The organism is Ligilactobacillus pobuzihii E100301 = KCTC 13174 (genome assembly GCF_000349725.1).
Classification (GTDB): Bacteria; Bacillota; Bacilli; order Lactobacillales; family Lactobacillaceae; genus Ligilactobacillus; species Ligilactobacillus pobuzihii.
The window spans coordinates 22,452-45,051 of the sequence record NZ_KB714701.1; the positions used below are offsets into that span (position 1 = coordinate 22,452).

The 22,600-nt window shown below is 38.4% G+C and carries 22 protein-coding genes; 4 read left to right on the plus strand and 18 right to left on the minus strand.

Annotated elements, in window-relative coordinates; translation table 11 throughout:
* Window positions 1-72 precede the first annotated feature (72 nt).
* From pstA to cdaA, 7 genes are all read right to left on the minus strand, one after another.
* Window positions 73-957 carry a phosphate ABC transporter permease PstA gene (gene pstA, locus LACPOB_RS0109290; protein WP_371861879.1) on the minus strand — a complete coding sequence of 295 codons (885 nt, stop codon included), beginning with the start codon at window positions 955-957 and terminating at the stop codon, window positions 73-75.
* Between the two features lie 5 nt (window positions 958-962).
* Entirely contained in the window at window positions 963-1,880 is a 918-nt protein-coding gene (pstC, locus tag LACPOB_RS0109295; protein WP_017868573.1) for a phosphate ABC transporter permease subunit PstC, read from the minus strand.
* Window positions 1,881-1,897: 17 nt separating this feature from the next.
* The gene (locus LACPOB_RS0109300) at window positions 1,898-2,761 is read right to left on the minus strand and encodes a phosphate ABC transporter substrate-binding protein (protein ID WP_017868574.1); all 864 of its coding nucleotides are present in this window, start codon (window positions 2,759-2,761) and stop codon (window positions 1,898-1,900) included.
* Window positions 2,762-2,914: 153 nt separating this feature from the next.
* On the minus strand, window positions 2,915-3,220 hold the full coding sequence (locus tag LACPOB_RS0109305; RefSeq protein WP_017868575.1) for a hypothetical protein: 306 nt from the start codon (window positions 3,218-3,220) through the stop codon (window positions 2,915-2,917).
* Between the two features lie 835 nt (window positions 3,221-4,055).
* A complete protein-coding gene (gene glmM / locus LACPOB_RS0109315) occupies window positions 4,056-5,411 on the minus strand; it encodes a phosphoglucosamine mutase (RefSeq protein WP_017868577.1) in 1,356 nt (451 codons plus the stop codon).
* Between the two features lie 42 nt (window positions 5,412-5,453).
* A complete protein-coding gene (locus LACPOB_RS0109320) occupies window positions 5,454-6,683 on the minus strand; it encodes a CdaR family protein (RefSeq protein WP_017868578.1) in 1,230 nt (409 codons plus the stop codon).
* Entirely contained in the window at window positions 6,680-7,522 is an 843-nt protein-coding gene (cdaA, locus tag LACPOB_RS0109325; RefSeq protein WP_017868579.1) for a diadenylate cyclase CdaA, read from the minus strand. Before cdaA ends, LACPOB_RS0109320 begins: the two co-directional genes overlap by 4 nt.
* Before the next feature lie 213 nt (window positions 7,523-7,735).
* Between cdaA and LACPOB_RS0109330 the strand changes: the two genes are divergently transcribed.
* Window positions 7,736-8,437, plus strand: coding sequence for a DUF1361 domain-containing protein (locus LACPOB_RS0109330; protein ID WP_017868580.1), 702 nt, complete (start codon window positions 7,736-7,738; stop codon window positions 8,435-8,437).
* Between the two features lie 267 nt (window positions 8,438-8,704).
* On the opposite strand, the gene murB is transcribed toward LACPOB_RS0109330, so the two are convergent.
* Complete coding sequence (murB, locus tag LACPOB_RS0109340) at window positions 8,705-9,613, minus strand: UDP-N-acetylmuramate dehydrogenase (protein WP_017868582.1); 909 nt, start codon at window positions 9,611-9,613, stop codon at window positions 8,705-8,707.
* A 188-nt stretch (window positions 9,614-9,801) separates the two neighbouring features.
* Between murB and LACPOB_RS0109345 the strand changes: the two genes are divergently transcribed.
* Window positions 9,802-10,335: a 3'-5' exonuclease gene (locus LACPOB_RS0109345; RefSeq protein WP_017868583.1), complete on the plus strand. Its 534-nt coding sequence runs from the start codon at window positions 9,802-9,804 to the stop codon at window positions 10,333-10,335.
* 108 nt (window positions 10,336-10,443) lie between these two features.
* Here the strand turns inward: LACPOB_RS0109345 and tsaE are convergent, their stop codons facing one another.
* From tsaE to LACPOB_RS0109360, 3 genes are all read right to left on the minus strand, one after another.
* Window positions 10,444-10,908, minus strand: coding sequence for a tRNA (adenosine(37)-N6)-threonylcarbamoyltransferase complex ATPase subunit type 1 TsaE (tsaE, locus tag LACPOB_RS0109350; RefSeq protein WP_017868584.1), 465 nt, complete (start codon window positions 10,906-10,908; stop codon window positions 10,444-10,446).
* A 27-nt stretch (window positions 10,909-10,935) separates the two neighbouring features.
* Window positions 10,936-11,925, minus strand: a complete 990-nt coding sequence (pta, locus tag LACPOB_RS0109355; protein ID WP_017868585.1) for a phosphate acetyltransferase — start codon at window positions 11,923-11,925, stop codon at window positions 10,936-10,938.
* Between the two features lie 98 nt (window positions 11,926-12,023).
* The gene (locus LACPOB_RS0109360; protein ID WP_017868586.1) at window positions 12,024-12,713 is read right to left on the minus strand and encodes a uracil-DNA glycosylase; all 690 of its coding nucleotides are present in this window, start codon (window positions 12,711-12,713) and stop codon (window positions 12,024-12,026) included.
* 194 nt (window positions 12,714-12,907) lie between these two features.
* Here LACPOB_RS0109360 and LACPOB_RS0109365 point away from each other — a divergent pair, with 194 nt between their 5' ends.
* Together LACPOB_RS0109365 and LACPOB_RS0109370 are read left to right on the plus strand one after the other, a co-directional pair.
* Entirely contained in the window at window positions 12,908-13,783 is an 876-nt protein-coding gene (locus tag LACPOB_RS0109365; RefSeq protein WP_017868587.1) for a Cof-type HAD-IIB family hydrolase, read from the plus strand.
* Between the two features lie 46 nt (window positions 13,784-13,829).
* Window positions 13,830-14,363, plus strand: a complete 534-nt coding sequence (locus LACPOB_RS0109370) for an LURP-one-related/scramblase family protein (protein ID WP_017868588.1) — start codon at window positions 13,830-13,832, stop codon at window positions 14,361-14,363.
* A gap of 244 nt (window positions 14,364-14,607) precedes the next feature.
* On the opposite strand, the gene smpB is transcribed toward LACPOB_RS0109370, so the two are convergent.
* From smpB to LACPOB_RS0109405, 7 genes are all read right to left on the minus strand, one after another.
* Window positions 14,608-15,072, minus strand: a complete 465-nt coding sequence (gene smpB / locus LACPOB_RS0109375) for an SsrA-binding protein SmpB (protein ID WP_017868589.1) — start codon at window positions 15,070-15,072, stop codon at window positions 14,608-14,610.
* A gap of 68 nt (window positions 15,073-15,140) precedes the next feature.
* Window positions 15,141-17,552, minus strand: coding sequence for a ribonuclease R (gene rnr / locus LACPOB_RS0109380; protein WP_017868590.1), 2,412 nt, complete (start codon window positions 17,550-17,552; stop codon window positions 15,141-15,143).
* A gap of 87 nt (window positions 17,553-17,639) precedes the next feature.
* The gene (secG, locus tag LACPOB_RS0109385) at window positions 17,640-17,876 is read right to left on the minus strand and encodes a preprotein translocase subunit SecG (RefSeq protein WP_017868591.1); all 237 of its coding nucleotides are present in this window, start codon (window positions 17,874-17,876) and stop codon (window positions 17,640-17,642) included.
* A 221-nt stretch (window positions 17,877-18,097) separates the two neighbouring features.
* Window positions 18,098-18,853: a triose-phosphate isomerase gene (gene tpiA, locus LACPOB_RS0109390; RefSeq protein ID WP_017868592.1), complete on the minus strand. Its 756-nt coding sequence runs from the start codon at window positions 18,851-18,853 to the stop codon at window positions 18,098-18,100.
* A gap of 81 nt (window positions 18,854-18,934) precedes the next feature.
* Entirely contained in the window at window positions 18,935-20,128 is a 1,194-nt protein-coding gene (locus tag LACPOB_RS0109395; RefSeq protein ID WP_017868593.1) for a phosphoglycerate kinase, read from the minus strand.
* 172 nt (window positions 20,129-20,300) lie between these two features.
* Complete coding sequence (gene gap / locus LACPOB_RS0109400) at window positions 20,301-21,314, minus strand: type I glyceraldehyde-3-phosphate dehydrogenase (RefSeq protein ID WP_017868594.1); 1,014 nt, start codon at window positions 21,312-21,314, stop codon at window positions 20,301-20,303.
* Window positions 21,315-21,375: 61 nt separating this feature from the next.
* Entirely contained in the window at window positions 21,376-22,404 is a 1,029-nt protein-coding gene (locus LACPOB_RS0109405; RefSeq protein WP_017868595.1) for a sugar-binding transcriptional regulator, read from the minus strand.
* Window positions 22,405-22,600: the final 196 nt, after the last annotated feature.

Below are 22,600 nucleotides of genomic sequence, written 5' to 3' on the forward strand. Positions count from 1 at the left end.
TCCATCTACTAGAACAAATTTCAAAATCACTAAGTGAAAAATAAAGGATAATTTAGTAATTTATTTGTTCATCTATTTTCCTGCTGCAGTATACTTACGATACAATTTATTTCCTAAGTAACGTGCTGACAAGTTAAAAATCAAAACAACTATGATTAAAACTGCTGAAGTACCTGCAGAAACTGCTGCGGCATCCGGCATAATACCTTCTGAATTAATTTTCCAGATATGCACAGCTAAAGTTTCAGCTGGACGTGACCAATTTAATGGACTAGCTGCGTTAAATGGATTCCAATTTGTGAAATCAATGGTTGAGGCACTTTGACCTGCTGTATAAATCAAAGCGGCGGCTTCACCAAAGACACGGCCCGCACCTAAGACGATACCCGTCACGATGCCAGGTAAAGCTTCTGGAATAATAACTTTAATAACGGTCTTCCATTTAGAAAGTCCTAAAGCTAATCCAGCTTCACGTTGTAAATCAGAAACACTCTCCAAAGCTTGTTCAACGTTTCTCGTTAATAAAGGGAGGTTAAAAAAAGTCAACGCGATCGCACCAGCGATAATAGAAAATCCCATCTTGAATTGGACCACAAATAGTAAAAATCCGAATAAACCAACAACTACTGACGGCAAAGAGCTTAAAATCTCAATTGCCATTCGAATTATTTCAGTAAACCAATTTTTAGGAGCATACTCAGATAAAAAGATTCCCGCGCCTAAAGAAATTGGAAATGAGATCAAAAGCGTTAAAATCAATAAATAAAACGAATTAAAAAGTTGGTAAGAAATACCACCACCTGCGATAAATTCTTGCGACGGTGATGTTAAGAAATGCCAAGAAATATGTGGCAATCCTTGAATTAAAATACGTCCGATCAAAAAGGCTAAAATTACAACAACTAAACCTGCAATAATTTTAATAGTAGTTAGAGCTACCTTATTAACTGTTTTCATATTCATTAAAAGCGCCCCTTTCTACCGATCCATTTGACTAGCAAGTTGAAAACCAGCGACATAACCAGCAAGACTAAAGCCAAAGACCACAAAGCGTTATTTCCAACTGTGCCCATTACTGTATTTCCGATCCCCATCGTAAGTACACTGGTCAATGTTGATGAAGCCGATAGTAATCCTTTTGGCATCAACGTTGCATTACCGATCACCATTTGAACAGCCAATGCTTCCCCAAATGCACGGGCCATACCAAAAATTACTGCAGTTAGTATCCCCGGTAAAGCTGCCCGTAAAGTCACTTTATAAATCGTTTGCCATTCTGTTGCTCCTAAAGCAAGCGAGGCTGACTTATAGTGTGACGGTACAGCACGGAGACTATCAACTGTCAAAGAAGTCACTGTTGGTAAAACCATTACGAATAAAACGAAGGCACCGGATAATATCCCATAGCCTGACCCGCCGAAATGCTCTCTAACAAATGGAACGACTACATTCAGACCAATAAAGCCATAAACAACTGACGGGATACCTACTAGTAATTCGGTAACGATCTGTAAAAAATTCCGACCTTTTTTACTAGCGATCTCTGTCATATATAGTGCAGTACCGATAGCAAAAGGTGTTGCAAATAAAACAGCCAATAAAGTAACCCCAAAAGAGCCTGTGATCATTGGTAAAGCCCCCACTAAAGGACGCCCATCTTTTCCAACAGCAGTTGGTGACCAATCAGTTGAGAAAAAGAAATCTTTTAAACTCGCATTGTTTTGTGTAAAGGTTGCGATCCCTTTAGAAGCGACGAAGATAAAAATTGATAAAACCACCAACACGATCAACAAAATCGAAGAATAACTCAAGATTTTACCAATCAATTCTTGTCTAGTTTCTTTTGATTTATTTTGTATTTTTTTCTTGATCGGATCCATATCTGACACTCCTTATATTACTTCGGTGAAACCAAACCGTCTTTATCCTTTGTCACCTCCATGTCTCTGATTGAAATATAATCCAAACGAGACAGCAGTTTTTCTTGGACCTGGTCTGATTTAAGTAAATATTTTATAAAAGCATTTGTTTCTTTAGATGCGTTCTTGCTTGTATACATGTGCTCATATCCCCAAAGTTTCCATTTATTTGTTGTAACGTTCTTTGGAGTTGGTGTTACACCATCGATTTTCAATGCAACAAAGGTGTCTTTTAAATATGGGAATGAAACATAGCTCAATGCCCCTGGCGTCTCAGATACCATATGTTGAACAGACCCATTAGAATCTTGCTCTTGAGCTTTCATTTTCTTAGTATCTGCCATAACTTCATCATCAAAAATGGCACGTGTTCCACTTCCATGAGCCCGATCGATCACAACGATCTCCATATCCTTACCACCGACTTCACGCCAGTTAGTATATTCACCAGCGTATATTTTTTGTAATTGTTCCATCGTCACGTTTTTCACACCAGCATCCTTATTGACGATCGGTGCCACACCAATTACTGCTAGTTGATGATCTACTATTTTATTAGCATCGATCCCCTTTTGTTGTGAAGCAAAAATATCAGAATTACCTACATCAACTGCCCCACTTTGAACCTGACTTAAGCCAGTCCCTGAACCTCCCCCTTGTACAGTGATTTTTTGTTCAGGATGTTTCTTTTGATATTGATGTGCCCCCATTTCAACAATTGGTTGCATTGCACTAGAACCAACGATTTGAATTGATTTTGGAGCATCCTTTGTATTACTGGAACACCCCATTAGAATGAAGAACATGGCTACAAACGCCCAAAGTAAATTATATTTTTTCATAGCTATTCTTTCCTTTCACGATTATTCTACGAGTCCTGTGTAAAGGACATTCCTTCTTTATGTAAAGAACGTGTAAAGATTTAATTTTTGTATAAAAAAAAGCCTTCAATTAAACTTGAAAGCTGATAAACGCAAATAATAAAGTGGAAAAGTTTAGGCAACATGATTTTCATGTAAAATCGACCGGATAACCTCTTCCATTTCTGGAGTTTTAGTCCACTCTTCAAAATGATCCATATCTTCCGTAGGCATGGTAAAGTTATCGTTGATATATTTTTCATACTTTATGACACTCGAAGAACGAGGGATATTTAACTGAACGATCCTAACTCCTTTAATGAAACCTCGCGTTGCCGCCAATTCAGCACGTCCATTTTGCACCATATTTGAGATTTCATAATACTTTGAACCATCGTTTCTGGTAATTTCTTCGATCAATGTTAAGACTTCCTCACTCAATCTATAAACATCCTTTCTCTCAAGTTAAATTATATACAGTAGTAGTCTGGAATGTCAAAAAACCACCGGCAGATTATCTGTCGGTGGCGGCATAAGAGAGAAAGAGAATTGATTAGAAGGTAAATTACTAAATACCTTACCTATAAAGTATATCCTATGATGAAAACGTTGTCAACAGAGATAAAAAATATTTTTATGTACTTTAAAATGATCCTCTCTTTTTTATGGATCGGTAACCTTTTCTTTGAAATTTTAAGACGAATCATAATATAATAAAATTATATTATTGTCAGTGACATCATCACTAAAGATAACCAAAACTTTCTTTAAATAAAATCACAAAGAGGGAAATTAAATGATCAACAAAAAACAGTTTCAAGTTAGCCAAAAAATTGCACTGCTCTTCATTCTTGGTTATTTTATAATCAAACTATTTCACTTTTCCTCGTTAATGGCTGGTTTTTCAACTATTTTTGCCATTTTTCACGCTTGGACATTCCTTTTAATTATATTCGGCCTACTTCTCTATCATATGCTACTTACCAGCATTTTTTATCTTGCTTGTCGGGTTTTAAATTATACCTTTAATTTGATTTACCGCTAAGTCAACCACAAAAAGAAGCTGGGACATAACTAGCCTGCGATTCTAAAAGGGCCGTCGATCTATCTTAAATCGACGGCCCTTTTACTACATATTCCAAAAGAGTTAAATCTTTACTTTAACAACGCTGCTTATTCTGGTTCTTTGTTTTGCTACTACCCAAAATAACGTGATCGTCGTTCCAAATCAGCTTCAAAACATTTTTTGTTGCACTTTTTCTTATTTTTTGAGTACTTATTTAACGCCGACTTCGGCTTTGACTACTTCAACGATTTCCATTACATAATCATGAACTAATTCTGGTGTAGCTGCTTCAGCCATCACACGTAACAAGTTTTCTGTTCCACTGGGACGTACAAGAACACGTCCTTCCCCAGCCATCTTACCTTCAACTTCTTCAATTTTTTCTTTGATCTTCTGGTTGTTTAAAGCTTCTTGCTTGTCTTGAACACGCACGTTCACTAATTCTTGTGGATATGTTTGTACTTCAGCAGCTAATTCAGACAATTTCTTGCCAGTTTGTTTCATTACATTCAACAATTGTAAAGCAGTTAGCATACCATCACCAGTAGTATTAAAGTCCAGGAATACAACATGTCCTGATTGTTCACCACCAACGTTATAACCGTTTTTGAGCATTTCTTCAACCACATAACGGTCACCAACTTTAGTTTTCACAGAAACTAAACCATTCTTTTCCATTGCTTTATACAAGCCAAGGTTACTCATAACAGTTGTAACGATCGTATCTTTCTTCAATCGACCACGTTCATCCATATATTTACCACAAATATACATGATCTTATCTCCGTCTACGATCTCTCCATTTTCGTCAACCGCAATACAACGATCTCCATCACCATCAAAAGCCACACCAACCTGTGCTCCTTGTTCAACTACAAATTTACTAAGGGCTGCAGGATGAGTCGAACCAACATTATCATTGATATTCAAACCATCTGGGTTAGTGGCCATTGTTTCAAAATCAGCACCTAAATCAGCGAATAAGTTTGAAACGATCGCACTCGTAGCCCCATTTGCGCCATCAATTGCTATGTGCATACCATCTAGATCATCTGGGATAGTTTGTTCTAAGAACTGAATATATTTCAAAGCGCCCTCGTGATATTCGCTTATCATTCCTAAACCTTCAGCTGAAGGACGTGGTAGTGCATCACTGTCTTTGACTAATAGCTCTTCAATTTCTTCTTCTTTGGCATCTGATAGCTTATAGCCATCTCCCCCAAAAAATTTGATTCCATTATCTTCAACCGGGTTATGTGATGCAGAGATCATGACCCCTGCATCAGCATCCTGTAATCTCACTAAATAAGCCACTCCTGGTGTAGTGATAACGCCTAAAGGAAAGACTTCGATCCCCACAGAAAGCAAACCAGCGATCAAAGCTTCTTGGAGCATTTCCCCTGAAATGCGGGTATCTCTAGCGACCAATACACGTGCCGGTTTACTAGGATCCTTTTTGTGTTTAGTTAAAATGTAACCTCCACAACGACCCAGCTTGAATGCAAGTTCGGGACTTAAACTCTCATTTGCTATTCCTCTAACACCATCTGTACCAAAATATTTCATTGTTATTCTCCTTACACTTCATCATAATATCGATTCATTATTTTATGCTGCGTTATTTGTTTTCTGTGATTCAGAACTACTCTGTGTACTAAAGCTAGCAGAATCGCTTTCCTCGCTTGAGTCCTCACTGAAACTACTACTTCCATCAGAACTTTCTGTTTGCTGACTTGCAGTATTATCCGATTCATTTTGATCAGTTGAAGAATCTCCTGCTGGTTGTTCAGTGCCGGTATTGCCACCACTTGTTGTAACATTAGCTGATGACGAAACTGAATTGTCCTTGCCACTATCGCTATTGCCATCATTGTTTTTAACACTAATATGAACCTGTAGTGATTCAGGAGAAACTGAAGTGATCCCTGAACGATCTGAAACTAGTGAGATGGTTCGGTCCTCATCAGAATTGATCCCCGACAGATCTACAGGAACGTCAAGCTTATCGATCTTCTTCAGTGCCTCCTTAGTACCAGTCAACGTTACTGTTTTAGTATCGGTCGAAAAAGAATACTTCTTTCCATCAACTCCAGAGCCTCTAGAAACTAAATTAACCGACACTTTTTTATGTGATGACGCTAAATAAATAGGCACCTTTACCTTGGTAGTTGAAGGAGAAATAGTCACATCCAGCTGTTTCCCATCCGAATCAATCGCACGTAATAAGACATTTTTAGAAACTGATTTCTTAGAATCATCACTTAAACTTACGTCCGCTACAATACTTTCGACTTTCTTTATATCAGATTGTGCTCCGGTAACTTTTACCGTCTGCCGACTTGCATTTGCAACACCAGCTGCATAGCCTTTCGCAATCTTGCTTGAATCATAACGGACCTGAACCGGGAAAGAAGCTTGTCCTTTTTTACTAATTTTGATCTTAATTTTTTCAGGTTCAGTTCGTGCACTGATCTCCGAGCTCAAACCTGACGTTTTTAATTTAACCGTATGTGTTCCTGGTTTTAAACCATTGAGATCAGCGGTCACCTCAAAATTCTCCGTATTTTCAGCAGCCTTGACCAACGCACTCGGACCGTTCAAAGAAACCTTTACATTCTGAGGAATACCTGAAACATAGTACTTGTCAGTATCATAATTTAGCTTAGGTACTTTTTTGACACTAGCTCTGGTATTTTTCATCAACGAAGTACTGATCTGTGATTGATCATCATTACCACTTAAATGTTCAGAATTTACGTATACAAACAAAAAGACGGTTAATAATAAAGCAATCAAACTATACGCAATTTTAGAGTTAAAAATTTGAGCTATTTTCAATGTTTAGCTCCCCCCTTGAACAAGCCTTCAAAGAACTGGGCAATGGGGTTGCCCTTTTTGTCATCTTCTTTAGGTATCAGTTCATTTTTCAGGAACTTCAAATAATCTTCCCGTGATAGATCTCGTATCAATTCACTGTTCTTAGTGATCGTAACCCCACCAGTTTCTTCTGAAACTACAATCGTTAAAGCATCAGTAACTTCACTGATGCCGACCGCTGCTCGGTGGCGTGTTCCTAATTCCTTCGGGATCAAGTTACTTTCAGACAATGGCAAGTAAGCAGCCGCAACTGCAACTTTATTATTACGAATTATTACAGCACCATCATGTAACGGGGTATTTGGAATAAAGATGTTGATCAATAACTCGCCAGTCACTTCAGCATCCAAATTGATCCCTGTTTCAATATAATCCTCTAAGCCTGTGTTCATTTGAATCGAGATCAAAGCACCGATCCGACGTTTAGACATGTACTGAATTGCCTTATCTAAAGCAGCAACTAGTTTCTTTTCGTCTTCATTTTGTGAGCGATTAGACCCAAAAATAGATCCTCGTCCAAGATGCTCCAGACCACGACGGATCTCTGGCTGAAAGACAACTATGATCCCAATAACTCCCCAATTAATAATTTGGTCCATGATCCACGAAACAGTGTGCAAACCAAGCCAAGCACTGAGGACTTTGATCAAAACAATGATCACAACTCCCTTAAATAACTGAACGGCCTTAGTACCACGAACCAACATCATTAGTTTATAAAAAACATACCAGACAACTAAAATGTCCAATAAATCAGTTAAGTTACGCCATGTAATTAAATTACTCCAGTCAAAGGACACTCAGAACTCCCTCCTTTGAAAAAAATTTACCTACTTATTATAGCACAGCCCACCTCCACTATCGAATAAAAGCAAAATCTTGCCACATTTCACTTTGTGCAATACTAAATATTTCTTAACTTTTTATTTTTTATTTTCATATTTTTTCACTTTCTTACCCAATAGCTGGTAGAATAACTTCTATTAGGAAGCTTTTAGAAATAAGGTGAAAATATGACACAAAAAAGTAAATGGTTGATCAGGCTTTCTTTTTTAGCCTATTTGATTTATATCTACTTGACTGTTTTTCGTCAAGGTGGATATTTTAGTTTTTTATTGCTGAACACATTTTTAGGCTATCTTCCAATTGAAGCCGCAATGCATATCGATCACAAAAAGCCGACATTTATCTTTGTTTTATTGATTATATTGTGGTTATTGTTTTATCCAAATGCTCCTTATTTACTCACTGACTTATTCCATTTGTCACATATCGACCCATATAATGAAACGACCGGATTAATGTCGTTTAACTTGCACATGTGGCTGACATTTACTAATTTAGTAGTGAGTGCTTTATCATGCACTATCTTAGGTACATGGAGCTTGGAATATGTTTCCAACCAAATCATGGACAAGCTTAAGCTAAATTCGCTTTGGATCAGAAACATAATCGTCTTCATCTTCATCCTTGCATCTTCTGTCGGTGTTTATATTGGTCGTTTTTTGCGTTTACACACAGCTTACCTCTTCTTTAACCCTGATGGAGTCATTAATGATCTGGTCGAAATGTGGAATCCGCGCATGTTGATTTTTGTCATTTTCATGACCATCATCCAAATGGTCGTCTGGATCACTTTACGCTGTTATTTAAAAGCAAACTCAAGCTTTGAACACCAAAAAGTACAAGGTACTGGTAAAACCAACGAGCAATAACTTCAAAGAAAAGCTGGGACATAACTAACTGTGTGCTTCTAAAAGGGCCGTCGATCTATCCCAATGGGTTAGATCAGCGGCCCTTAAACGTATCCCAAAAGACTGAAGCATAACTTGTAACAACGATTGCTCTATTTTGGGTCGCAGCAAAACGAAGAACCGGAATAAAGCAATCACCGTTACAAATCAGCTTCAAAAATTCTTTTGTATCACTCCCTTTTTTATTTCCAAATTCAATTATTCTCAAAAAATAAAAGTCTCCGGTCTCTATTGACCTTCGCCTAAAATTCGAACTTCTGTTTCCAAATTTACTCCAAATTGTTTTTTGATCACGGCTTGAACATGGTGGATCAGATCTAAATAATTGGTTGCTGTGGCATTCCCCTTATTTACAATAAAGCCAGCGTGCTTGGTAGAAATCTGAGCACCACCTATACTATAGCCTTGTAAACCAGCATCATGTATCAATTTGCCAGTGTAATACCCTTGGGGCCGTTTAAAAACACTACCGCAAGAAGGATACTCCAGCGGTTGTTTAGAGGCACGTAAAAAGTTTAACTGATCCATCTGCTCTCTGATCAGATGTTTTTCTAATGGTTTCAATTCAAATGTTGCCGCAACTACGATCGAATTTTCTTCCTGAATCCGACTGTGTCGATAACTAAACGCTAATTCTTCATTATTGTAACGTTTTTCATTTCCTTCATAATCGACCACAGTTACCTCACTAACTTGGTCTTTAATTTCGCCGCCATAAGCGCCTGCATTCATGAAAACTGCTCCGCCAACACTACCTGGGACTCCTGCAGCAAACTCAAGCCCACTTAACCCTGCTTGACATGCAACCTGTGTAGTTTTGATCATCGCTGCTCCAGCTTGTGCAACAACTTGATTATTTTCCACCACAACTTGATCCATTTTTGTTAAAATAACGACTAATCCACGGATCCCGCCGTCTTTAACGATCAAGTTACTTGCATTTCCTAAAATCGTTAATGGTAAGTTTTCTTGTTGTGCCCATAAACACAAAGTTTTTAACTCGGATATCTCTTTAGGAAAAGCTAAAAAGTCAGCTGGACCACCTGTACAGGTGTTACTATAATGAGATAATGGTTCATTTTTTAGAAGTTTTATTTCTTGAAGATCCTTTTGACTTATTTTATTTATTACAGACATTTATTTTTCCTCACTTACTGAATATGCTACCGTTAATTTTAACATTTTTCTGCTATAATAGGGGCATTGCCGCATATTTTTCTAACTATTCACAAAAGTTAGGCACTTACATGCAATTGTCGCGGTCGGCCAACTAATTCTGATAATGATCGGCATATTAAGTAATTTTATTTAAAGGAGAACCTTTTATGGATTTTATTGCCTTAGATTTTGAAACAGCTAATCCGAAACGTCATAGTGCTTGCTCACTAGCTCTGACTGTTGTCCGCAATAACCAAGTTGTTGACGAAATGTATTCTTTGATCAATCCGCAAACTGATTTTTCGCCTAATAACATTCGTGTGCACGGTATCACGGCACGCAATGTTGCCAATTCGCCAACTTTTGCCCAACTATGGCCCCATATTTCACCATTTTTTGGACCACAAAAATTAGTAGTGGCACACAATGCATCATTTGACGTTAGTGTATTACGAAAAACTTTAGCTTCTTATCAACTGGCTGTGCCTAATTTCTTGGTACTTGATACTTTAAAAACAAGTCGTAAACTTTTGGCTGGTCTACCAAATTACAAGTTGAATACGGTCTGTGATTTTCTTTCTATCTCACTAAGACATCACCATAATGCCTTAGCTGACAGCCAAGCTTGTGCACAGATTCTCTTATCCGAAGCACAGCAATTCGGGACCGATGTCTTAAAACCTCTGGTTAAAGCATACTAAGATCTTAAAATTAAAAAACAGTAGTTAAGTTCATTTACTTAAAGCATCTGTTATCTTCATATGAAAACAACGATGTCGAAGTATTTGAATTCAATTACTGTTTTTTTATTATTGTTTTTTGGATAAACTATCTAACAAATCAGAATATCTAGAACCATGGGCTTCAAAAGACAAGGTGCGTTCATCATATCGATCGGCATTCTTAGAAAACGTAACGACAAGATATTCTTTTGGCAAGTCTTCTGCGGCAAACTGTGGCCATTCAACTACACAAACACCGTCACCATCAAAATATTCCTCTAATCCCAAGTCAGAAGCGCCGCCATCTTCTAGACGATAAACATCCATATGATAAAGCGGTAAACGACCATTTGTATATTCTCTGATCAGCGTAAAAGTCGGGCTCTTGACATTACTTTTGATTCCCAAACCTAATGCTAAACCCTTGGTAAATGTCGTCTTGCCCGCACCAAGCTCTCCTTGCAATAAAATCACATCACCTGCTTGCAAGTATTTTGATACTTGCAAAGCAATCTCTTGAGTTTCTTGTGCATCATGAGAAATAAAGTCCATTTTTATTCATCTTCCTATGTTAGATTCTTAGCCCATCACAGCTTGCGCCGCGGTCATGATCGCAACGTTATATACATCTTGTTCATTACAGCCACGTGACAAATCTGAAACAGGTTCATTCAAGCCTTGTAAAACAGGTCCGATTGCTTCAAAACCACCAAAGCGTTGAGCAATTTTATAACCAATATTACCAGCTTGTAATTCTGGGAATACAAAGACCGTTGCGTGCCCAGCTACATTAGAACCAGGTGCCTTTTGTTTAGCAACCGTTGGTACAAACGATGCATCAAACTGTAATTCGCCATCGATCGGCAAAGATGGTGCCATCTTGTGCGCAATTTCCGTAGCTTTAACCACTTTATCAACTTGTTCGCCCTTTGCAGACCCTTTAGTTGAAAAGCTTAACATAGCTACTTTCGGGTCAATATCAAATAAGCGTGCTGTGTCTGCACTTGTCACAGCGATTTCAGCTAAATCATCTGCAGTTGGATCGATGTTGATCGCACAATCTGAAAAGACATATGTTTCAGCACCATCATCACGTGTCATAATAAATGCGCCACTAGTCTTAGACAAACCAGGCTTAGTCTTGATGATCTGTAAAGCTGGGCGAACAGTGTCACTAGTTGCATGAACTGCACCAGAAACTAAACCATCCGCCTTATTCATGTAGACTAACATAGTACCAAAGTAGTTAACATCTTTCAACCATTCACGTGCTTGTTCTGGAGTATTTTTACCCTTACGACGTTCAACGAACTTATTGACCATATTATCAAAATCTGCTTGTGGATATTTTTCAGGATCGATCAACGTCACATTAGCTAGGACGTCCTTACCTAGTTCATGTGCTAAGTCTTTAATTTTATCCTCATTTCCTAAAACGACCGGACGTAAAAGTCCTTCTTGTGCTAAGCGTAAAGCTGCACCCAAAACACGTCCATCTTCGCCTTCTGGAAAAACTATCGCTTTATCTTTTCCCTTAATTTTTCCTTTTAAATTTGTAAATAGATCCATTTCAGATCTCCTCCCTATTTTGTCAGGTAAGCTTTAATGTCAAAAATTTTTATTTTTTACATTAAGGCTTGACCTGTTATTGATTATAAAACATAGTACTACCTATGATCGACTTTTTCCGGAAGCTGCCAATCAATTGGTTGTTCCCCCATAGCCTCAAGTGCTGCATTGGTCTTGGAAAATGGCCGTGAGCCAAAAAAACCACGATGTGCTGACAAAGGGCTTGGATGCGGTGATTGAATGATCACATTGCGACTCTGATCGATCAATTTTATTTTATTTTGCGCAGCCTTACCCCACAAGATAAAAATCACTGGTTTTTCTCTAGCGGAAAGTTTTTCAATCGCAACATCAGTCAGTCTTTCCCAGCCTTGGCCCTGGTGAGAATATGCTTTACCGTCCCGAACAGTTAGTACAGAATTCAAAAGTAAAACACCCTGCTTAGCCCATTTTTCTAAATAGCCGTGACTAACCGGTTTTACCCCTAAATCACTTTGCAATTCTTGATAAATATTCCTCAATGAGGGGGGGATCGCAACGCCAGGCAATACTGAAAAACTACACCCGTGGGCTTGTTTTGGCCCATGATATGGGTCTTGACCTAAGATCACAACTTTCACGTCAGAAAAAGATGTCCATTCAAACGCCTGAAAAATATGATACATATCAGGATGAATCGTATAATGTGAGTACTCCTCTTTGAGGAAATTATGTAATTCATGATAATACGTTTTTTCAAACTCTGGACCTAAAATATCTTGCCAATCATTATTGATCAACGTTTTCATAAAAACACCTCCTAATTATCTTATCATAATAAAACGCTTTAATCTAAGAGACAGCAAAAATATGAACCTAATTATTTTAAAATCCTATTTGACTTACTGCCACAGTGGACATTATAACGTAAATAAAAGCATCTGACGAACCGTATCATTCATGCTAGAATGAAAGAAGAATAAAAAAGTGAGGTTATAATGATATGTTACAATTAATTGCTTCTGACATGGACGGAACGATGCTCAACGAACAAATGGTGATCTCAGACTACAATGTGTCCGCTATCAAACATGCTCAAGAAAAAGGTATCAATTTTATTGTCTCAACCGGACGTGCTTTTAAAGAAGTCAAACCCCTACTTGATCAAGCTGGGGTTTCATGCCCATTGATCACGATGAATGGTGCTTTGGTCATGGACCAAGACGGCAAAACTATCAGTTCTACCCCACTTTCAGATCAACTCGCTCAAAAAATTATTTTTCTATTAAAAAAAGCAGGCCTCTATTTTGAAGTTATTACCACTGAAGGTGTTTGCTCTGATGATAAGGCTGCACGGATCGAAAATTTCGCTAATCTCCTTGAGAGCATTGATGCTACAACACCATACAAATTAGCAGTAAGTTTAGCATCAGCACGTATGGAATTAATGAATATAAACTACGTGGATGATTATTATGGCCTAATTTCTGATCCACACATTCAAATTTTTAAAATCGTGGTATTCAGTTCCAGCGGTCCAGAAGAGTTAAAAGAAGTACGAGAAGAACTTGCAAAAAACAAATCCCTAGTTATTACTTCGTCAGGATCAAATAATATAGAGATCAATCACATTAAAGCACAAAAGGGCTTAGCACTACAATCATACGCAGATAGTCTAAATATCCCGATGGACAATGTCATGACAATGGGAGATAACAACAATGACCTATCAATGATTAAAATCGCTGGGATCAGCTATGCAATGGGAAATGCTACTAAAGAAATCAAACTGGCCGCAAACCATTTAACCAGCAGAAATACGGATAATGGCGCAGGCAAAGCAATTGAAGAACAGCTTCAAGAGCTTAGCAAGATATAATATAACTCTTTCGTAGGAACAACACAGAGTAGGAAGTGAACTAAAAATGCGAACGTTATTTGCACAACGTATCGGCTTTACAAAAAAAGGCGTGACAACGATAAAAGACGACAATGATAATATTGTCTATTTTATTACTGGTCGCTTTGGGCTAGTACACGATGCATTATCTGTCTATGCAGTCTCAGGTACACTATTAGCAGAGATCAAACAAAGTTCACTAGGCCTATTTCCAAAATTTGAACTGTATTCACGACAACAAAAAGTTGGTACATTGCGGAGATATTATGGTGTCAGTACAGAAATGCTTTTTGTAAAGGGCTTGAACTGGTTTTTAATTGGCAACCTAAATAATTTCCGCTATAAAATTTATTCCGGTCATGCATGGATCATGCGAACTGGTAATGTAAAAAAGCATGCTCAAGACTACATTAAATTTGATTTTCGTCATGAACAAGACGAGGCTCTCTGTTTGTGTATAGCAGCGATCCTAGATTACTGGGCTTCGAATAGCAAAAAAGTTCGCCATAAAGAAAGTGAATTAAACTTTCAAAAGAGAACGCGACCGACTTTAGACTAACGTAAATAAACAAAAGAGTGAGACAAAAGATTTTTTGAAATCAAGTTGTAACTGCGATTTCATTACTTGGGGCGTAACAAAATGGAGAACCAGAATAATGCAATCGTTGTTACAGTAAGGCTTCAATCTTTTTGAACACGTTTAAGGGCCATCGATCTACCCCCATTGGGATAGATCGACGGCCCTTTTAGAAGCGCACAGCTAGTTATGTCCCAGCTCCATTTTGTATTTAAGTTGATCGACTTTAATAATTTTTAAGTGTTCGACGAATTTCACGTTCCTGATCACGTCGCTTAATCGATTCTCGCTTATCATAATCACGTTTTCCTTGTGCGATCCCTAAAAGGACCTTTGCAAAACCATGTTTTAAATAAACCTTCAATGGCACAAGAGTAACACCTTTTTTAGAAGTCTCTTGCTCTAAACGTTTGATTTCTTTTTTATGCAATAAGAGTTTACGATTACGCAGTGGGTCATGGTTAAATTGATTTCCCTGATCATAAGGCGAAATATGCACATTCATCAACCATGCCTCATTATTTCTAATTTGCGCAAATCCATCTTTTAAATTGATCCGTGCGGCACGAACAGATTTGATTTCAGTCCCTGTCAATGACAGACCAGCCTCAACCGTATCTAAAATATAATAATCATGGCTGGCTTTACGATTCTGAGCTAAGGGACGTGAATGTTGTTTTTGTTTTACCATTCAAATCAACCTCCGTATTATACAAACCACAATAATATACCTAGAAATTTGTAGCCTGCACAAAATAATTATCTATTTTTGTTCCGTTGCTTATTTCCCCTGAAATTCTGACGCGAAGCACCTTGGCGTGACTTATGATTATAATTGGCTGTCCGTGATCCATTATAACTGTGACGGTTCTTGTTATTAGGACGATGGTTATTATTTCCCTTACGTTGGGATCTCTTATGGTCGAAACGATGATCATTATTTCGCTTAGGACGACGATCAGGCAATTCTACGCCATCAAGTAAGTCTGTTTTAGGGGCATGACCAGGATCAGCTAACGTAAAGTCAATTTCTTTTTGCTCCACATTAACGTTGATCAATTTGACCTTAACAGGTTGACCGATCCGATACGTTTGCTTGGTCCGTCGCCCAACTAAAGCCATTTGTTTTTCCAAATATTCATAATAATCATCACGGATCTGGCTAATATGAATTAATCCTTCGACCGTATTTGGTAATGAGATAAACATACCAAACTTGGTTACAGAACTAACAACAGCATCGAACTCTTCACCTACTCTATCGGACATAAATTCTGCTTTTTTCATAGAGTCAGTATCACGTTCAGCAGAGATCCCTCGTCTTTCTGCATCAGAGCTGTGTGTTGTAATTTCGTCTAATTGATCAACATACTTTTCTTGAGCATCTTCACCAGTGCCATTTTCTAAATAGAAATGGATCAATCGATGTACCATTAAGTCAGGGTAGCGACGGATCGGTGAAGTAAAGTGAGTATAATCAGTTGCTGCGATACCAAAATGTCCCAACGGTTGTGGAGAATACTTAGCCTGTTGCATTGAACGTAACAACATTGTTGAAACCATTGATTCTTCGGGCTTACCTGCAACTTTTTTCAAAATAGTTTGCATCATTTTAGGCTTAATATCTGTCTTTTTCCCAGGAACTTCAATTCCAAGTATGCCTAAAGTTTCAAAAAATGATTCAACCTTTTCTGGCTTAGGACTTTCATGGATCCGGTAAACAAATGGCACTTTCAATTTATGAAAATGTGCTGCAACTGTTTCATTAGCAGCTAACATAAAGGATTCGACCATTCTTTCACTAGTACCGCGTTCCCTTAATTGAATATCAGTTGGATGGCCTTGCTCATCAACAATGATTTTTGCCTCAGTGTCATCAAATTCAATCGCTCCCCGACGTTTACGCATCTTAAGCAAGATCTTGTGTAGTTCAGCCATATCTTCAAACATTGGAACTAATTCCGCATAACGTTCCTTCGTTTTTTGATCATCAGACTCAACTATTTTGTTGATCGCAATGTAAGTCATACGCTCTGTTGACTTTATCAAACTTGGGAAGATGCGATGGTTAACTACATTTCCTTCTGGGTCGATCTCCATTTCACATGACATTGCACATCTTTCAACGTGTGGATTAAGCGAACAGATGCCATTGGATAATTTAGGCGGCAACATTGGGATCACACGATCTGTCAAATATACAGAAGTTCCGCGTTCAAATGCTTCGCGGTCTAATGGTGTGCCCGGAACAACGTAATGCGAAACATCAGCAATATGAACCCCTAAGTGATAATTACCGTTATCAAGTTTCCAAACATTGACTGCATCGTCCAAATCTTTTGACTCAATACTATCAATTGTGACTAAAGGTTGGTCAGTAAGATCTACACGGCCTTCTTTCTCCGTCTCAGTGACATGGTCAGGAATACTTTCAGCCTGTGCCATCACATCGTCTGGGAATTCATGTGGAATATCATGCTCATAAACCACCTGTAATATATCCATACCAGGATCATTAACATTCCCCAAAATTTTGACTGCAACACCTTTTAATAAGTTAGGTAAAGCTGGACCAGGATAAGCAGAAATATCGGCCAAGATCACTTCACCAGGAACTGGATGAAGTCCTTTATCTTCAACTAAGAAACGAAAATTAGATAATTTCTTGTCCTTTAAGTGAACTGTACCAATAATCCCTGCTGGTAAATTTTCATCTTCCGCACTCTTAAACTCTCCCACAACTTGTGTTAAGGAATGATTTAAGATCCCGACGATTTTTCCCTCTGGTCGTTTATTAATTGAAGGATCACCATCACCAATTTTTTCGATCCTAACTTCATCACCATTTAAAGCAGACAAAGTAGCAGTTGGGTTAATAAAATAATCAGGCTCTTCGGGATCAACTGTTACAAAACCGTAACCACGATCATTCGCATGAAAAATCCCAGCTAATTTTTCTGTTTCTGTATCTTGAACTAACGAAAAGTTGCCCTCATTATCAAGAACTACCTTTTTGTCATGTTCCATCTGTGTCAATGCCTGAACCACAAATTTAAACTGCCCCGCACTTTCCATGCCCAATTTTTGAACCATATCTTCTACCGAAAATTTTCTCGTTGGTTCTGCTTTAAAAAACTCCGTTAATTTTTCTATAATTTTTTCTTTATTCATCTAAATCCCCGTATCATAACAATTTTGACTTTTTAACAAACAAAAAACCCTCCTGTTTTAAACTGTGCAGGAGGTTTTACTTCAAAGTTAATGTGAAGAAATATATACCAAAGCCAGTGCTAAAACGAAAAACAGCACCCCTAAAACAGCTGTAACTCTCTGCATAAAAGCTTCAAAACCACGTGGCTTTTGTTTACTAAATAGGTCTGACGCCCCACCAGACAATGCTGAGGCAGCATTATCATTTTTTGCTGGTTGCATCAGTACCGCAATGACAATTAATACTGAAACGATCAGCAATAGGGTCAATAATGTATTGTACAAATAAATTTCCTCCTTACCTATCTAGGTAACCTACATCTATTATAATTTAGCACAAAATGATTGATAAAACAACCAGCAGACCTGCTTGTTCAATACTAAAAATAAGCGGAGCATCTACCAAAAATATGTATAAAAAGAGCGTGCTCAAAATGAAGATCAACGATCACATCACCGTTATCCATGTCATCTTAAGCACGAGTCTTTCTAAGAGAGCTTAATCATTATTTGTTAAAGTTTACTAATTGCAAGTATGATTCTGGAACTAATGAAGCACCACCAACTAAACCACCATCGATGTTGTCTTTAGACATTAATTCTTTAACATTTGCAGGCTTTACAGAACCACCATATTGGATACGAACTTTGTCTGCAACCGTTTGGTCATACAATTTAGCAACTGTTGCACGTACAATTGCACAAACTTCTTCAGCTTGATCGGAACTAGCTGTTTTACCAGTACCAATAGCCCAAATTGGTTCATAAGCAATAACAAGTGAAGAAACTTGATCGGCTGTTAAACCTTTCAAAGCAGCTGTTACTTGTCCTTCGACCCATTCTTGATACTTACCAGCTTCACGAGTTTCAAGTGTTTCACCACAGCAAATGATAGGTGTGATACCATTTCTGAAGATCGCATGAGCTTTTTTGTTGATGTCTTCATCTGTTTCATGGAAGTATTCACGGCGTTCTGAGTGACCGATGATCACATAATCAACACCCATTTCAGCCAAGACCTTAGGTGATGTTTCACCAGTAAAGGCACCTTCATCTTCAAAGTAACTGTTTTCAGCAGCAACTTTAAGGCTTGAACCCTTTGCATTTTCAAGCAAAGCAGGCAAGTCAACGGCAGGCGCACCTATAACAGCTTCAACACTACCATCAGTTGGTAATTGATCTTTCACATCCTTAACAAATTCAGCAGTTTGTTCTGGGTTCATGTTTAATTTCCAGTTACCTGCAATAATTGGTGTACGCATAAAATTATACCTCTCCTTCAAAAAAATAATTGCGGGCAAATCAAGTACTCGCAATTATAATAAATTTTTTATTTCACTAACTTATTTATTGGAAACAGCAGCAATTCCAGGTAATTCTTTACCCTCAAGATACTCAAGAGATGCACCGCCACCTGTAGAAATATGTGAAAGCTTGTCGCCAACACCAAGTTCCTTGACAGCAGCAGTTGAATCACCACCACCAACGATCGTTGATGCGTCTGTCAAAGTACCTAAGAATTTACCAACTTCAAGAGTCCCTTTAGCAAAGTTACTCATTTCGAACACACCCATTGGTCCGTTCCAAACAACTGTCTGAGCATCTTTTAAGGTGTCCTTGAACAATTCAATTGACTTAGGTCCAATATCCAAGGCCATCTGACCCTCAGGGATGTCCCCTTCAGCAACTTCACTAGGAGCATCATTCTTGAATTCTGGTGCAACAACATTATCAATTGGCAAGACTAATTTGTCGCCTGCTTTGTCAATAATTTGTTTAGCAAGGTCAATTTTGTCTTCTTCAACAAGAGAATTACCGATCTTAATACCTTTAGCAGCATAGAACGTATAAGTCATACCACCACCGATAATAACTTTGTCGGCTTTAGATAATAAGTGGTCGATAACACCGATCTTGTCAGAAACCTTAGCACCACCAAGAATAGCAACAAATGGGTGTTTTGGATCGTCTACAGCATTACCCAAGAATTTGATTTCTTTTTCTAGCAAGAAACCTGCAGCGGCTTGGTCCATGTTACTTGCAATACCAACGTTTGAAGCATGTGAACGGTGAGCTGTACCAAAAGCATCATTGATATAAACGTCACCAAGTGAGGCCCAATATTTGCCAAGTTCAGGATCGTTACCTGATTCTTTTTTACCATCTAAGTCTTCAAAACGAGTATTTTCAACTAACAATACATCACCGTCAGATAATTTATCGATTGCTTCTTCTAATTGAGGTCCACGTGTTACAGGAACGAATGTAACAGGTTTGTCGAGTAATTCAGCTAAATGCTGAGCAACTGGACGCAATGTCAATTCTTTCTTGTCTTCTTCCTTTTTAACACGGCCAAGATGTGAGAACAAGATCGCCTTACCACCATGTTCCGTAACATATTTAATAGTTGGAAGTGCAGCTACCATCCGGTTGTCATCACCGATTTTACCGTCTTTCAAAGGAACATTAAAGTCAACACGGATCAAGACTTTTTTCCCTTTAAGATCATTAAGATCTGAAACTGTTAATTTAGCCATTGAAAACCCTCCATTGATTTATTTCCAGAGCTCAGAAAAGCAAATATCAAAATTGCACAATATAAGGCTTCTGAAACTCTTTGCTTATTTCAAAGAAAAAGCGGAGAGAGTTTTGCCTCCCCCCGCCTTAATTAGCGCCACACAGGCGTAATATTCGAATTAAATTCGAATATTAAAGCATGCTAGCAAATTTCTCAAGTGTACGGATCATTTGAGCTGTAAAGCCTGATTCGTTATCATACCAAGCAACAGTCTTAACAACTTGGCCATCACCACTACCAACAACCTGTGTTTGTGTTGGGTCAAATACTGAACCAAATGTTGTACCGATAATATCAGATGAAACAATGCCATCGCCATTGTAACCAAATGATTCGTTGTTTTCTGTAACTTTAGCCAAAGCTTCGTTAACTTCATCAGCTGTAACTTCTTTATTCAAAGTTGTAACCAATTCTGTCAATGAACCTGTGATAACTGGAACACGTTGTGCATGGCCATCCAATTTACCGTTCAATTCAGGAACAACTAAGCCAAGAGCTTTAGCAGCACCAGTTGAATGAGGAATTGTGTTTTGTGCAGCAGCACGAGCATTACGAACGTTACCCTTCTTGTCAGGGCCATCTTGTACCATCTGTGTAGCTGTGTAAGCATGAACAGTTGTCATTGTACCTGCTTTGATACCAAATGCATCGTTAACAGCTTTTGCAAGAGGTGCCAAGCAGTTTGTTGTACATGAAGCAGCTGAAACCATCTTGTCATCAGCTGACATAATGTCATCGTTAACACCGTAAACAATTGTCTTCATGTCGCCAGCTGGAGCTGAAACAAGAACACGTTTTGCGCCTGCATCCAAGTGAGCAGATGCTTTTTCTGTAGAAGTATAGAAACCTGTTGATTCAAGTACTAATTCTACGCCGTCATTCTTAACCCAAGGAATGTTGTGTGCGTCTGCTTCTGCGTATACAGGAATCTTCTTGCCATCAATTACAAGTGCGTCATCTGTTGCAGAAACTTCAGCGTCAAATTGACCATGAGCTGTATCGTACTTCAACAAATGAGCGAGCATTGCTGGTGAAGTTAAATCATTAATTGCAACAACTTCCAAGTCCTTTGATGTTGCAGCAATACGACGAAATGCCAAACGGCCGATACGGCCAAAGCCATTAATACCTACTTTAGTAGTCATACTAAAATTTTCCTCCTTTAGGAAATAAAAAATTTATTTTAAAAAGTAATGCGGCTAAACACTACCCTTTTAAAATCACGTTAGCAGCTCCCTGATCAGTGATCAAATATGTCTGACTAGGAGCAAGTTTCATGTATGCTGCGATCGCGTGGCCTTTAGAAGTTCCGCCAGCCACGGCAACAACACACTTCATCGACACGAGATCCTCTAGTTGCAATCCAATTCGTGAAAGCTTTTGAATTATCTCTCCATTTTCATTGAAGAAATATCCAAATGCTTCCCCGACAGCACCTTTTTTCTTAAGCAAATCAATTGCACTTTGACGCATTGAACGTCTTTGTGCCATCGGTATTGCTTGTCCGATGCTATGGATCACCGCATTACTTTGCTTGATCATACTGATCACTTCTTGAACAGCAGGTTCGCGAAGTAGCGGATCATAAGTTTTCTCGCTGACATGCTCAGGAACATAAAGTGCTCGATGTTCACCTTTAGTACGATTTGCCATCTGGGCACAAATATTATTAGCCTGAACATCTACCCGTTCTCCAATACCACCACGGGCCGGAACAAACATTAAATCTCTACTAGTAGACAGTTCTGAACTTAATGACTGGGCAACCGCGGCCATAGTCGTGCCACCCATTACAGCGATAATGTTATGTCCTTCAGGTAACAAAGCCTGTAAAATTTCATTTACAGTCTGTCCCATCGCATAATTCGCTGTTTCATCTTCATCACTATCACCAGATACAACTAAGCAACGTTTACCTCCAAATAAAGAGGTTAATTTTTCTTCCGTTGCTTGTCGAGTAAGCATCTGATCCATAAAACCACTTAAGCCTCGAACGACCAACACTCCTCTTTCCGTCAAAGTCATGCCTGACTTACTCGAATCGATCAGACCTTGCTTTTTCAGAAAATCAGTTTCAGTACGTAAAACTCGCTCACTCAATTGTAGTTGAGTAGCTAAGCTCCTACGCCCAACTGGACGATCGGTCTTGATGTTTTTCAAGATCAGATAGCGACGACTTAAGACATTGATCATATCGGGAACGACAGTTTGAATCCACTCTAGTTCACGGTGCATCGATCGTCTCTCCCTTGGGACTGATAATGTCCAACAATCTATTTAAATAAGCATGACAGTCAAAGGTGAAATTCACTTTGCTGCTTTCTTATTTACAAGTGAATTATAACAACAATACAGGACCATTGCAAGTTTTACTCACTAACTTTTTCAACACTTGTGACGGCTTTTCATTAATTTTTTGCTTTTAAAGTCA